We start from the raw sequence: 13,287 nt of genomic DNA, 5'->3' as shown, positions 1-13,287 counted from the left end.
AAGAGAACTCTACCACAACACTTTCGGTCATGCACGAAGTCTCTCACTGATCGAACGATAATCCACCAGTAAAAGGATCTAAATTGGATCTCGTTTTGCGAGCATCATACTACTGGCCTAACTCCAGTCAATGATTCCCAGCCGGAAACCTGCGGTAAAGCGTGGATAAGGTAACATCGAAGATAATCGCTATCCGCTTACGTGAAACACCATTCGCAATAAGCCTTCCGATCTGTTCCCATTGCTCTGGTGCCAATTTTGAGCGGCGTCCTCCTATCCTGCCGTTAGCCCTTGCCACCGCCAATCCTGCACGCGTTCTTTCAATCATATTTTCCCGCTCCATCTCTGCGACTGCACTCAGCATCGTGTAGGCAAAGCGGCCAATTGAAGTGCTAATTTTTATCCCTTCCGTAATCGAAATAAACTCAATGTTGTTTGATAAAAAATAGTTTAGTAAATCAACAAGATGAATCAGAGAACGCCCCATTCGGTCCAGCTTCCAGACAATAACCGTATCGCCCGGCCGTAACACCTTCAGTAGCTTATCAAGTCCTGGTCGTTTTGATTTAGCACCGGATATTTTATCTTCAAAAATCCGGTCACATCCTGAACTCCTGAGCGCCTCCAATTGTAATTCCAAATTCTGGTCAAAAGTTGACACCCTCGCATAACCATATTGCATACTTTCTAAACCGCGATTGTTGCTAAAAGCGGGAAAAAATATCGTTCAGACGACACAGAGGCAATTCGCAAAAACCTCGGTTTACAGGAAACGGTAAATCAGGCTTCTGGCGCATTACAGAAAAACCAGAACGGCGCAGATATTCCGGGAAAAGATACCTTCACCAAAAATATTGGGGCCTGCCGCGCATATAGCGCATGGCTGGATATTGGTGGCGATAGTCAGGTCTGGACAACCGCGCAATTTATTTCGTGGCTGGAGAGTCAGGGAGCATTTAACCATCCTTACTGGATGTGCAAAGGCTCATGGGCTTATGCAAATAATAAGGTCATTACAGATACAGGTTGCGGAAATATTTGTCTTGCAGGTGCTGTGGTGGAAGTTATTGGCACTCGCGGCGCAATGACCATACGCGTTACCACGCCGAGCACGTCCAGCGGTGGAGGAATTACTAACGCTCAATTCACTTATATTAATCATGGTGATGCTTACGCTCCTGGCTGGCGACGAGACTACAACACGAAAAATCAACAACCTGCATTTGCTTTAGGGCAAACAGGAAGCACTGTCGGAAATGATAAAGCTGTTGGCTGGAACTGGAATAGCGGGGTCTATAACGCAAATATTGGTGGCGCATCGACATTAATCCTCCACTTCAATATGAATACGGGGAGCTGCCCTGCTGCACAGTTCCGCGTGAATTACAGAAATGGCGGAATCTTTTATCGTTCAGCGCGTGATGGTTATGGCTTTGAAGCTGACTGGTCAGAGTTTTACACCACAACCCGCAAACCCTCTGCGGGAGATGTTGGTGCATATACGCAGGCAGAATGTAACTCAAGGTTTATTACAGGTATTCGCCTTGGCGGTCTGTCATCTGTTCAGACATGGAATGGTCCCGGCTGGTCTGACAGGTCAGGTTATGTCGTTACGGGTTCAGTTAACGGAAACCGTGATGAATTAATTGATACAACTCAGGCAAGGCCAATTCAGTATTGCATTAATGGAACGTGGTATAACGCGGGGAGTATTTAATTATGATGCACTTAAAAAATATTACTGCTGGCAACCCTAAAACAAAAGAGCAATACCAGCTAACGAAACAATTTAACATCAAATGGCTTTACTCTGAGGACGGAAAAAACTGGTATGAGGAACAAAAGAATTTCCAGCCAGACACTTTGAAAATGGTCTATGACCATAACGGCGTTATTATTTGTATTGAAAAGGATGTTTCAGCAATTAATCCGGAAGGCGCAAGCGTCGTTGAATTACCTGATATTACAGCAAATCGCCGTGCTGACATTTCGGGTAAATGGATGTTCAAAGATGGCGTAGTGGTAAAACGAACTTATACCGAGGAAGAGCAGAGGCAACAGGCGGAAAATGAAAAGCAAAGCCTGCTACAGCTCGTCAGGGATAAAACCCAGCTATGGGACTCACAGCTACGGCTGGGCATCATTTCCGACGAGAATAAACAAAAATTAACCGAGTGGATGCTCTATGCGCAGAAAGTCGAATCTACAGACACCTCCAGCCTGCCAGTAACATTTCCCGAACAACCTGAATGAGACAAGGCCCGATAGCGGGCCTTAATTTTTATTCAGGCTTTTGTGGCCATTCAGGATTTGCCGTATCCACACGGCTGACCAGAACACTGTAGCGTTCCCATGACTCCAGTCGTGCGCGCTCCTCATCCGTCGCCATATTCAGCCTGACAGCGCGTTCCAGTGGCTGAATAACGCTTTCTGCTTCGGAAAGTAACGCGGCCTTTTGTGATTCGGCCTGTTGTTGCTGTTCGTCAGCCGTATAAATCCGTTTAACCACAGCTCCGTCCTTAAACATCCACTTCCCTGAATCATCGGCACGACGATTGGCTGTTATATCGGGAACCTCAACGACGCTAAAGCCTTCAGGGTTAAGCGTAGAGGCATCCTTGGTGATAGCGACAATAATATTATTTTCATCGTAAACAATCTTTATTGTGTCTGGCTGAAAGTTTTTCACTTCCTCATACCAGTTTTTTCCGTCCTCAGAGTAAAGCCAGATAACTCCGTGTTTCTTTGTTAATTCGTACTGCTCAAGTGTTTTAGCGTTACCCGCTTTAATGTTCTTTAAGTGCATCATATTAAACGCTCGCTACATTATACCAGGTGCCATTTATATACTTTTGAACGGGTCTGTAATAAACGCCCGCTATATTATCGGCAGAGTTGGACCCTGTATCCTGAACATTAATACCAGACAATACATGACCTGACGGGCACTGGAAATTCCATGTTTGCCAGTTGTTCACTCCATAATATTGCTGTGAACCAAGTCGAACATCTTTCACATATCTGGAATCAAAATTGCCATAGTTGCCGGGAATAACTTGCGCACCGCAAAGCCAGTTTCCGTTATTATCCATGTACGCCTGACCATCGGTGCCATTGGCTGTCCTTGAATTATTAATCATGTAGATGCCAAATTGCTTGTTCCCCAGTCCACCTATCATGAACTTGCGGTCGGCGTGATTCTGGCGAAGCAACGCCTGAGCGCTATCAGTGTTAACTATATTTTTCCCAAAGATAGCGTTGTTATCGCGCATCTGAATCCACATACCATTACTGCTGTTAATAGCAAAACGGTCTGAAAGTGTCTCCCCTGAAACATTAAGACCACGCCCCATCGAAACAGCGCCAGTAGCGTTATTAATCCATAATGGCCTTAATCCGTTATAAGTCCCCATGTTGTCACCGGAGTTTGTCAACATGAAGTATGTATTTGAACCATCATTACGAATAAAGAATCCGTAATTACCATAAGCAATACGTAGGCCGTTTGCTGATTTTGATATGACTTCGCCATTTACAATGGCATTGACAAGAACATACAAAGCATCCCATTTAAGATTCATCAGGTCTTTTGTTGTGGTACTTTGTTTGCTTCTCCATTTGAAATATTCATTGCCGTTGTCGCCTGTCTCAAACCACATGTATGAATCAGTGTCACCATCGGCATCATTTTTAAATCCAATCTTCGCCCAGTCAGTATTTCGAATCCAGGCAAGGATTGAGTCATTTTCAAAAGTAAGCCCGCCGGACAAGGTATCGCCTGTCTTTTGAACGGCGTTACCAGCCTTGTTTACCGTTTCCTGTAAACCGAGGTATTCGATAACGGCAGCAACGGTCGATTTCGCAAGAATATCCCGCCCGACTTTTGTCAGGGTTGCCAGGCTGGCGACATCATTCCCCGTAAAATACGGAAACTTGTCTGCCGCAGTAGCAAGCCCGGCCAGCGCCGTCAGGGTGGCATCTTTCGGTTGCTTACCCGCAAGCGCGTTAGTCATGGTGGTCGCAAAATTCGGGTCGTTTCCCAGAGCCGCCGCTAACTCGTTCAGCGTATTCAGTGCGTCAGGTGACGAGTCCACGAGGGCAGCGATCGCAGCCATAACGAAAGCCGTGCTTGCGATTTGGGTATTATTCGTTCCCTGTCGCGCAGTTGGCGTTGTTGGCGTTCCGGTCAACGCAGGACTGTTTAAGGGCGCTTTCTTGTTCGTTTCATCCATTACCGCCTTGACCGCTTTCGATGTCGCGGCCAGTGTTTCAGACGTGCTGTTGGTGGAACTACTGAGCTGAGTTATTCCCCTTACAGTCAGTGAAGCTACAGGCACATTTGTTATCTGCTCCCACGAATGCGTGTGATTGGACGGAGCCTTTCCGGCCGCAAGATCATACGCTGCCTTAACAGCCTTTGGTGTTGCTGCTAGCGTTTCAGACGTGCTGTTGGTGGCACTACTGAGCTGAACAATCCCTTTTCGCGCTGTGGTAGCGTCCTGTGCGGTGTATTTGCCATTAGCCAGGTCATATGCTGCCTTAACAGCCTTAGGCGTCGCAGCAAGCGTTTCAGACGAGCTATTGGTGGCGCTGCTAAGTTGAACAAAGCCTTTTGAGGTTAAAGTTGCATCAGGATGATTACGTGATTGTTCATGTTTCACAATGGCTTGCTTAAGCCGCTTTGCTGAAACAGCAAGGGAATCATCTGTACCGTCATCAATTTCTTGTTCATTGGCAAATCTTGCAACCCCAACAACAGTTTCGGTTGCGGGAGGATTAATAAACTCAATATCACCAAATGTAATATTTTTAGTATCAAGAGTCTTGATTGCTATGTCACTTGATATTAAAGCAATAGTAGATGATGCTTTATTTATTATTGCTTGTTCTTGCGAGTATACAGCAAACAACGTTCCCTTATTTGTATACAATCCTATTGTATGGACAACATACTCATCTTTACTATCATCCTTCGCCGTTACATGAATTGTATCAGGGGAAACAACTTTGCCACCTATTGTGGTAAGTCGTTTTATTTCGTTTGTTATATTTGTTTGTGAAGTTGACGTGACATAATATCTACTACCTAAACCAACAGAAACAATCTCAACTTTATTTGTTCCTGTTTTGTTGGCATTAACCAGCTCCTGACGCCCGGCGTCAGTCATCGTAAATAATAATTTACTCACGCTTAATTCCTTGAATTAACAAATTGCGAATTAGCACTCGCCAATTAATCGTACATAAGACACAGGCTGACAAGCACCAACAATACCGACACCACCAGAAACATTGGCTGCTTGCGAAAATGTAAATAATGTTCTTGCCGACTTTGCGCTCTTGATACTTCTTAACGTATCTTCCAACATCTCTTTCGAAGGAACGGCACCATCAAAAGAGTTAATCGAAGCAACAATTGAGGCTGTATATGGTTCGCCAGGTGGTGATGTTTCAAACCATTCTGTTATGTTTACCTCTCCACCCAAGCTATTTACTACATCTTCAACCGCTGCCCTTGTACCCTTTATTCGCTTTGTTCGTATTATTGATTTAAAAACAGAACGCTTTAACGATACAGGCCAACTATCCCTCCATGTATCAGCATTCCATTGCCAAGCTAAATGATCGAGAACAACTGAGTCCAGGTTATCAACAACGCTATATATTTCTGTCTTATATATTAAATTGTTAATTGCTTGTAGTTCATCATCAATAGCTTTCGACATAGCTATCACGTTGGGATCTCTAGCTAAGTTAGGAGGTAAAACATCCAACAAGCTAACATTAAAGATATCAGCCATCCTCTAACCCCGCATACTGGCAATTTATATTTCTCTCTCTGGCGACCTGCGTCTCTCCAACTACAGTAAATACAGGACTTGATATTTCTAATCTTTTAGCCCCGGCATTTTTTAAACGTTGAATAATTTCATCTGGATTTATATCTCTTCCCATAACCGAACGTTGCCATTGTTTATACTCATCAAGAGCTTTCTCAACCTCACTTTGAATTAACGTTGTTCTGTTTTTGTCCGATGAGTTAATCCAGTATTTAATTATTATATCGTATTCAATGCTCTCTGGTTTCTTAACAAGAACTTTATCTGTGAATGGTCGAATATTAGTTGCAGAGAGAACGCTATTTATCTGCTCTAATAGTTCATCAGAAGGTATATCCCCGTTCTCTAACAAAGAACGGATTTCTACAGTTCCGGGCGATGGTGTATATACATTCACATCTTTTATATTCTGATTGGCTGTTCTTGTCCAATATTTATAAGAATCCTCCGGCCCTGCTGTAGACAGTTTTTCCGGCGACAGTTTTATTCTTTCAGCATAATTATCATCTGACTCTGTATCAGCACCAGAATTAGATGTTGTTAGATTCCTTACGCTGGAAACATACGGCAACGGAGTCACCAACTCGTTTATTTGCCCAGGTAAAAATCCATTCCCCGATAAGCCAGGTATAACAGCATATCCTGAGACTGTACCAACTGTTTTCCCAGCTGGTATTTCCAACAAAACATCTGTTTGGAAAATAACACTATTTCCAGTTGAAATTTGAGTGCCAGCAGGTATTGTATATATCCCCGATAATTTTGTTGACAGATTAAACTCAAATGTAGTCAAGGCAGATTGAGCTTCCAGCCTAGGCGTATCCGTCAGATAGCCTATATGGTCGAGATATTCACCCCCACCATATGTAAGAAGGTTTTGTTTTGCAGAAAAATCGATAGCTTTTCTTTGCTGTATAATAATCTCACACAATGACAAGATGAATAATCTACGTGGATCAGCAGGTGCTAATGTTTCACCTGTTATACTCTCAAAAGCCCTGATTGAACGAGTTGTTATATCAGTCGGGTTAGAATCTGCGAAAGTAATATCTGGCAAACCACCGCGCGGCAACGTCATTCTCTAACTCCTATCACAAGTTTTGGCCTAATAAAACCATCAGAAACGTCCGTTCTTTCAAAAGTAACAGAATGGATAATCGCTCTAGGCTCAAACTCACTAATTTTTTGAATTATTTCTCGTGTTGCTGTAGCAATAAAAATTGGGCTAGGGCTATCAACAAGACTTGAATTAACTCCTAATTTTCTGGCATATGGTACAGTGCCAATCTGAGTATTAATAATAGTAGAGACATTTTGCAAAACTTCTTCTACAACTGTTTTGGGCGACCAATCAATCGAGTAAGAAGGTGATGATATGGTAAACGTATTATTCATAATAATTTACCTAACGCACTTCTAGTTTTTGACTCTATATTGCCAGCAATATCAACTAATGCTTCTTTCAGAGAGGTCTGTCCGACTTCCTGTAATTTAATGCCGACGATAATCACTCGTGGATTCCCAGTTGGACCGAAATAAGTCCATGATTCCTCTATATCTGTAATTATAAAATTACCAAAATACTGAATACCAATTACAACAGGATTTACTTCCTGAATTGATTGCATTGTCCTAAGTAATGAAAGCGCAGCCAATGGAACAATGCCAAGTGTTGTATCCAACCGCATATTAAAACTAACTTCATCCAGATCTGGACCTATATCCTCCAGAACAGGTTTAAGCCCAATAACATCATGGCGCGCTACACGACGCTTTGACGTCCTTTTAAAATTGTTGAACGTATTCACCACTATTGATGAGGCAACAAAAGGCATTGTACCAAGCATACCCACAATCATGCCTGAGCCTCCGTTGTCGGAGCGTATTCCCCCTGAGCCGTGTGATGGTGGCCTTTAGATTTAATCCCATCAACATCTATATCACCACCAACAACCTTAACATCCCCAGAAATTGTAGCTGCAACACCTCCAGCAGAAGATCCTTTCATTCCACCTTTGAAGGTTAGTAATCCTTCAACTGTAGCATTTCCGGTAATGATGGTTTCTGGAGCATCAATAGTTACGGTTCCTGTAGCCTTAACGGTTACATCTCCGACAGCATCAACAAGGAGTAAATTAGATTCTCTGTCTACCTCAATACGAGTTCCGTTATTAAATCTAATGACGCGTTTATTAACAGTATTAGATGGCGGCTTCTGTGTTTCATCATAAAAACTACCAAGAATAAAACCTTGTTGCGGCCCTGCGGGATGAAAGATACACAAAACTTGCTCACCAATATCTGGCATCCAGTAATCAGCATTCTTATCCGTATTTTTCACAATAACTGATAACTTTGCCGAAGTGACGTTATCCTGATCATCGAAAGTAACTCTTGCTGTAACATCACCATCATCAATATCAGAAACAACGCCAACTCTTATAGTCTGACGTAATAATGTTTCTAAATCATTCATAATTAATACCCATTAATTACTCTTCGGACATCAATCGAGGTGGTATAACCACTAGCCCCAATTGAATGCACAGCTTTCGATATAAGATATTTTCCAGAAAATGAACCGAATCCGTCCAGATTTATAGTTACACCAGCTACCAATCTGGTGTCTCCAACCAATACTAAAGATCCTGTATTTTGATATCTATTTTTAAGCCGCAAAGCAGCCTTTGCCTTACGTTTTGCTTCATCTAAATTAGCTACCAGTTTTCTTATCTTAAGATTCGACCCTTCTTCTACGGATGGATCTACCCAAGTATACGAAAGCGACTTTCTTTTTTTAGGTACGCGATATTTGCACGTGCAACTTTTATACAAATCTGTAGATTGTGTGCTAAAGCTATATCTGATTATCTCATCAATACCTAACGTAAGCGTAGCGATAGGATCTTTTTGCTCAAACATCTCTTGAGCAAATATTATTAATTGGCTATCAGTGACCTTTAACGACAACCCTTCATCCTGGCATAGTCGATGGAGAAATTTTAAATCGCTTTCCTCCATTTGATCTTCACGCGCATAATATGGATTACTATCACCATCAATAAGAAACAACAGTTCAAGGTTAGCTAATTTAGCTATAGAGGTTGCTATATCTTTAAGAGTTGTTTTTTCCCATGCATTACTTTTTAAATCACGTCTAATGCCTGATGAAACAGGAACAGAAACAGCAGTCACCTCAACAACAGAAGGTGGTCCAGAGCAAGTTATGCCATCTACCTGGAATTTCCCGCACTCAAGGACGATTTGATTTATAGGCTTAAAGCTCAAATCAATAAAATCACCCTTTTTAGGTGTCCAGTCTCCAGACCATTTCCCATCATCATTTTTTAATATAATAGAAATATCATCGACCTGACCATCTTCATTATCTGTATAAGACATTGACAAAACATCAGGTGACATATGAGCGGTAATATTTACATTCTGATATATAACATCAAAAAGCGTTTTACGTAACACTATTGCGTCTCCACGGAGGCAAATTGTTTACTGATATTGGCATAACCGGAGCATCAGGAACTTTAAGAATAATTCCCGCAGAAAAAAGCACCGTAAAGCGGTGCTCAGTATTAGCATCAATAAGAAGATAAGACAGGTACTCATTACCATACAACTTTAACGCGATACTATCCCATGAGTCCCCTTGAACCGTTCTATAATCATCCAAAACTTAATCTCCGTTGTTGGAACATATGAGCACTCAATTTCTTCTCAAAATCAGAATATCCCGCATCTAATGCTCTTTTAGCTGCCGCCTCAGTTTCCTTTGGTGAACCAGCCGGAAGATTGATTACAGGTGAATAGGTTATTCCACCAGTCACAGCATTAACGTTCTGGCGAGGTCCAGAAGTCCCGGCGGCAGATATCCCGTGAGGTGATAAATTTGATTGCCCGAACTTGGTTGCTATTGCATTCTGTAAGCTGTTATTCCTGCTAACGCCTGATGCCAGAGTAGTCATTATTGCACCACCTGACTTTGTTAGCTGTGAGAATGGACCTTTTTTCGCGTCAGAGAACGGTAAATACTCACGTACAGAAGAAAAAACGCCTTTCACTTCATTAATTAAAGCATTTGCTTTTGATTTTATCCCAGTGATTAACGTCTCAATTATTTTTGCGCCTGACTCACTCCAGTTTATTCCAGACAAATAAGCCGTTACAGATTGGAATGCTCTTATAAAGAGTCCAACTGGTGAAAAACGCATAAAAACAGATACCAGTGTATCTATGATTTTCTTTCCTGTTTCGCTCCAGTTAATACCAGAAAGGTAATTTGTTGTAAGTTTAAATGCTTTAATTAAGAACGGAAGCGGAGACATCCATTTAAAAGCACTAATTAATGTACTGTAAATTCTTACTCCTGCCGAACTCCAGTTTATGTTGGAAAGATAATCCCATGCTTTACCAAACATAGATATAATCCATCCATTGAGATCAAAGTTTAAGATAAAGTTTTTTATAGCTTCAAACGATTTAACTGTATATTCCTTAACAGAAGGCCAAACTCTGACAGCATAATCTCTGATCTTATCCCAGTTCTGATAGAGCAATATTCCTGCGGCAACCAGCGCAGATATAGCCATCTGAATCCACCCGAAGGGTGTTAGCTTTGTCGCTACAGATAAAGCCAGCATAGCTACCCTACACGCTATAACCACACTTTTCATGGTTAGAAACGCACCTGCCGCCATCACAATCTGAGACACAAAATTGGGGTTGTTAGCTACAAATTCACTAATTTTTGTAATCAGCGGAACCAAAACACTAAGCGCGGCATTCAAAGCAGGTTGCAAGGCCTGACCAAAACTTAATGATGCATTGCTAGCCTGAATACGTAATTGTTTCAATCGCTCCGCATTGTCTTTCGTTATGTTGGCAAAATCGCGGTCAATAACAGCACTTCCAGCACCAAGAGATGTTGCTTTGATTCTCTGGTATTCCTTCCAGTTTTGAATCATCGGACGAACAAAGTTCTGAACCTGCATATCGCCAAATAGCTCACCAAGTAACTTCTGATCTCCGTTCTTAGTCATTTTCATGACAGAATGCATTGCAGCTTCGAATGGATTCTTCCCTTTTTTCTGCGCTGTTGTGACAATTTTATATAAATCTACACCGAAATTTTTCTTTGCTTTTTTTAGTGTTTCAGGGGAAAGTATTTTCGCCAAAAAGTTGTTCATATTATTAGCAGCCTCATCCGAAGTTGCAGCACCTTTGCGAGCTATCTGCAAAGCTGCCCCCATCGTCGCGGCGGCTTCTTTACCTCCCATTTTTAATGCCTGGAACTGAGCACCAAGCACAGGAAGATTTTTGGCCATATCTTTAAATTCAAAGTTTCCCTCTTTCCCTGCCTGAACCAGAATCCCCATTGCAGACTTCATTTGAGATGGATCAATCTTCAATGAGTCACTTAATGTAAATGATGCTTTCGAGACATCGAGGATATCAGAGCCAGTAGCTGTAGCTGTTCGCCCAATAGTTAGTAGATTCGCCTGAGCCTCTTTATAATCCTGCCCAGCAGCGACGAGAAAACCCTGAGCGGCCTGAATATCAGATGCAAACTGGTTGGTGGCCGTTCCGGTAACAAGCATCGCCTGCCCCATCGCCTGAACTTCTTCCGGCTTCATATCTGCCGTAAGACCAATCATTTTGTTTTCACGATTGAAATTTGCTGCATTGTTAGCAGCAGCAAATGCACCAGCCGCTACAGCACCAGTTTGTAATCCTGACCTTACAAGTTGACTCTTTGCCTCACCAAGATGCTCTCGCTTCAATTCACGCTGCCTTTCCAACGCGCGGTTTAACTCCTCCTGAGCACGTTTTACTGCAAGAACATTTTTCCGTGCTTCAGCCAACGCATTTTTATAGCTGTTAATTTTATCAATACGTTGTTTTTCTAATGCCCGGTTAAGTTCCTCCTGCTGTTTTTTCACTTGCTGAACATTTGCTCTGGCTAAAGCCAAAGCCGTTCTGTAGCGGTTAACCTGCTCAACGCTACGGACCTGAGCCTCACGATTACGATCAATGCTGGCTTTAAGCTCTTTCTCTCTTGAGGCCAAAGCTCTGGCAGATGTATCAGCTCCCTGATAGGCAGACTTTAAAGCGGCCAGTTCTTCACGCTGAGAACGTAGTGATGCTCGTAAATTCGATGAATGTGTTTTTGCCTTCTCAAAGTCACGAAGCATCGCTCTGGTTGGATTGGCCGTGTTTTTTATTTGCTTCTGTAACTCTTCAACGCGAGCGGCAGCTTTATGATATTCGAGGGCAGTCTGTCCAACCTTTACTTTTACAGATTGTAGCTTTTGAATTTCCCCATGTTCTTTCGTTAATCCAGCAAGCTCGGCATTTAATTTAGCAACAGCCTGATTAGCTGTAGTAAAACTTTTGGGGAGAGAGGCGGCAACTTTGCCGCCAATTTCAAAAGCCAGCTTAAAGTTCTTATTGCTGGCCATTAGTATTAATCCTCATTAAACACATCAATCCATGCGACGATTCGCCTCAACCGAAGCGAAAGCCAGTAGGATATAGGTGTTGATTGAGATGATTGAGATAGAGAACTCGCGGCCCTCATTATTTGCTTATCAATAGGTTTTTGCTCATCAAAACCTACGAGAGCAAAAAATTCTGTACCTTTTGACAAACTTTAACAAAGTCTTTCGCTGGCAATCCATTCAGATACTCTATTGGACGGCCAATACAGCGAGCAGCCAAGGCTGCATGGACTTTATTATCAAGTGATGTTTGAACTGAAACATGCCCTTGAGATTGCAGTAAGTCCGATACCTCTAAAATATCACTGCCTTTTAGGTTGTCTAAATCAAGGTTGAGTTCAGTCACCGGCTCAAAGTCTTCAAAACGATATTCTTTACTTAATTTAACGGTTTCCATTTTGTCACCTTATAAACCTAAATCATCACGAACGCTTTTTAATATATCTTCACCATCAAAGATACAAATAAAGTTCAACTTATCAATTTCCAAGACTTCTTTTCCATCAATAAATAATTTGATATAGAGAACTTCAAATTCATTCTCTGAATCAGTAGCCTTTGCCACCTGTAGCGAACCTAAATCCAGTTTTTTAGGGTTTAGCTTCATTGAAGCCCGAATAGGAACCGTTTTATATTTTCCTGTTCCTGCATCATAAACCTGCTGGCTACCGCGAAAATCTACCTGATGCGATGAGGATAGAAATAATTTTGTACCAGCAGAGGTCAGAGTTCGCCATTTAAGAGAGACAGTCATTGGTTTGAAATGCCCCAGCGTTCCGCTCTCAAGCTCTCCAGCGATACCTGCACCACTAACAGTTTCTGTCATCATCTCAATTGATGGCAGCTTTGCGTCAGCAACACCGATAATACGGTTTCCCTCACCGTATACTGTAAAGTTAATAAGTCTCTCAGGAATTTGATTGCTCAAAGCAACC

The 13,287-nt window shown here is 42.2% G+C and carries 13 protein-coding genes and 1 pseudogene; 2 read left to right on the top strand and 12 right to left on the bottom strand.

Going from position 1 to position 13,287, the window contains the following annotated elements; all coding sequences use genetic code 11:
- Positions 1 to 127: 127 nt before the first annotated feature.
- Complete coding sequence (locus tag QUF14_RS28815; RefSeq protein WP_042038368.1) at positions 128 to 682, bottom strand: recombinase family protein; 555 nt, start codon at positions 680 to 682, stop codon at positions 128 to 130.
- 69 nt (positions 683 to 751) lie between these two features.
- Here QUF14_RS28815 and QUF14_RS28810 point away from each other — a divergent pair.
- Positions 752 to 1,717, top strand: a pseudogene (locus tag QUF14_RS28810) (tail fiber protein); the annotation flags it as partial.
- A 2-nt stretch (positions 1,718 to 1,719) separates the two neighbouring features.
- On the top strand, positions 1,720 to 2,253 hold the full coding sequence (locus QUF14_RS28805; RefSeq protein WP_000972163.1) for a tail fiber assembly protein: 534 nt from the start codon (positions 1,720 to 1,722) through the stop codon (positions 2,251 to 2,253).
- A 28-nt stretch (positions 2,254 to 2,281) separates the two neighbouring features.
- On the opposite strand, the gene QUF14_RS28800 is transcribed toward QUF14_RS28805, so the two are convergent.
- The 11 genes from QUF14_RS28800 to QUF14_RS28750 form a co-directional block, all read right to left on the bottom strand.
- Positions 2,282 to 2,809 (bottom strand): tail fiber assembly protein, encoded by a 528-nt coding sequence (locus tag QUF14_RS28800; RefSeq protein ID WP_042035007.1) that lies wholly within the window; start codon positions 2,807 to 2,809, stop codon positions 2,282 to 2,284.
- 1 nt (position 2,810) lies between these two features.
- On the bottom strand, positions 2,811 to 5,168 hold the full coding sequence (locus tag QUF14_RS28795; protein ID WP_115204229.1) for a tail fiber protein: 2,358 nt from the start codon (positions 5,166 to 5,168) through the stop codon (positions 2,811 to 2,813).
- Between the two features lie 51 nt (positions 5,169 to 5,219).
- Positions 5,220 to 5,801: a phage tail protein I gene (locus tag QUF14_RS28790; RefSeq protein WP_000763347.1), complete on the bottom strand. Its 582-nt coding sequence runs from the start codon at positions 5,799 to 5,801 to the stop codon at positions 5,220 to 5,222.
- On the bottom strand, positions 5,794 to 6,918 hold the full coding sequence (locus tag QUF14_RS28785) for a baseplate assembly protein (protein ID WP_032271500.1): 1,125 nt from the start codon (positions 6,916 to 6,918) through the stop codon (positions 5,794 to 5,796). The genes QUF14_RS28790 and QUF14_RS28785 overlap by 8 nt, the downstream gene beginning before the upstream one ends.
- Positions 6,915 to 7,235, bottom strand: a complete 321-nt coding sequence (locus QUF14_RS28780) for a GPW/gp25 family protein (protein WP_001406393.1) — start codon at positions 7,233 to 7,235, stop codon at positions 6,915 to 6,917. Before QUF14_RS28780 ends, QUF14_RS28785 begins: the two co-directional genes overlap by 4 nt.
- Complete coding sequence (locus tag QUF14_RS28775; protein ID WP_000635200.1) at positions 7,232 to 7,699, bottom strand: phage tail protein; 468 nt, start codon at positions 7,697 to 7,699, stop codon at positions 7,232 to 7,234. The genes QUF14_RS28780 and QUF14_RS28775 overlap by 4 nt, the downstream gene beginning before the upstream one ends.
- On the bottom strand, positions 7,696 to 8,316 hold the full coding sequence (locus tag QUF14_RS28770; RefSeq protein ID WP_000998645.1) for a phage baseplate assembly protein V: 621 nt from the start codon (positions 8,314 to 8,316) through the stop codon (positions 7,696 to 7,698). The genes QUF14_RS28775 and QUF14_RS28770 overlap by 4 nt, the downstream gene beginning before the upstream one ends.
- A gap of 2 nt (positions 8,317 to 8,318) precedes the next feature.
- Positions 8,319 to 9,320 (bottom strand): phage late control D family protein, encoded by a 1,002-nt coding sequence (locus QUF14_RS28765; protein WP_000944893.1) that lies wholly within the window; start codon positions 9,318 to 9,320, stop codon positions 8,319 to 8,321.
- 200 nt (positions 9,321 to 9,520) lie between these two features.
- A complete protein-coding gene (locus QUF14_RS28760) occupies positions 9,521 to 12,313 on the bottom strand; it encodes a phage tail tape measure protein (protein ID WP_042038376.1) in 2,793 nt (930 codons plus the stop codon).
- Between the two features lie 154 nt (positions 12,314 to 12,467).
- Positions 12,468 to 12,749, bottom strand: a complete 282-nt coding sequence (locus QUF14_RS28755; protein WP_000450805.1) for a phage tail assembly protein — start codon at positions 12,747 to 12,749, stop codon at positions 12,468 to 12,470.
- A gap of 9 nt (positions 12,750 to 12,758) precedes the next feature.
- Positions 12,759 to 13,280: a phage major tail tube protein gene (locus QUF14_RS28750; RefSeq protein WP_000070729.1), complete on the bottom strand. Its 522-nt coding sequence runs from the start codon at positions 13,278 to 13,280 to the stop codon at positions 12,759 to 12,761.
- Between the last annotated feature and the right edge of the window lie 7 nt (positions 13,281 to 13,287).

The organism is Escherichia sp. HH091_1A (assembly GCF_030295175.1).
In the GTDB taxonomy this organism is placed as follows: Bacteria; Pseudomonadota; Gammaproteobacteria; order Enterobacterales; family Enterobacteriaceae; genus Escherichia; species Escherichia coli_F.
The sequence above is the reverse complement of the archived record's forward strand: the minus strand, read 5'-3'. Positions and strand labels throughout refer to the sequence as shown.

What these genes read in the sequence shown, in the direction of transcription:
- QUF14_RS28815 (WP_042038368.1), bottom strand. Translation starts at nt 682, where the DNA reads ATGCAATATGGTTATGCGAGGGTGTCAACTTTTGACCAGAATTTGGAA.
- QUF14_RS28805 (WP_000972163.1), top strand. Translation starts at nt 1,720, where the DNA reads ATGATGCACTTAAAAAATATTACTGCTGGCAACCCTAAAACAAAAGAG.
- QUF14_RS28800 (WP_042035007.1), bottom strand. Translation starts at nt 2,809, where the DNA reads ATGATGCACTTAAAGAACATTAAAGCGGGTAACGCTAAAACACTTGAG.
- QUF14_RS28795 (WP_115204229.1), bottom strand. Translation starts at nt 5,168, where the DNA reads ATGACTGACGCCGGGCGTCAGGAGCTGGTTAATGCCAACAAAACAGGA.
- QUF14_RS28790 (WP_000763347.1), bottom strand. Translation starts at nt 5,801, where the DNA reads ATGGCTGATATCTTTAATGTTAGCTTGTTGGATGTTTTACCTCCTAAC.
- QUF14_RS28785 (WP_032271500.1), bottom strand. Translation starts at nt 6,918, where the DNA reads ATGACGTTGCCGCGCGGTGGTTTGCCAGATATTACTTTCGCAGATTCT.
- QUF14_RS28780 (WP_001406393.1), bottom strand. Translation starts at nt 7,235, where the DNA reads ATGAATAATACGTTTACCATATCATCACCTTCTTACTCGATTGATTGG.
- QUF14_RS28775 (WP_000635200.1), bottom strand. Translation starts at nt 7,699, where the DNA reads ATGATTGTGGGTATGCTTGGTACAATGCCTTTTGTTGCCTCATCAATA.
- QUF14_RS28770 (WP_000998645.1), bottom strand. Translation starts at nt 8,316, where the DNA reads ATGAATGATTTAGAAACATTATTACGTCAGACTATAAGAGTTGGCGTT.
- QUF14_RS28760 (WP_042038376.1), bottom strand. Translation starts at nt 12,313, where the DNA reads ATGGCCAGCAATAAGAACTTTAAGCTGGCTTTTGAAATTGGCGGCAAA.
- QUF14_RS28755 (WP_000450805.1), bottom strand. Translation starts at nt 12,749, where the DNA reads ATGGAAACCGTTAAATTAAGTAAAGAATATCGTTTTGAAGACTTTGAG.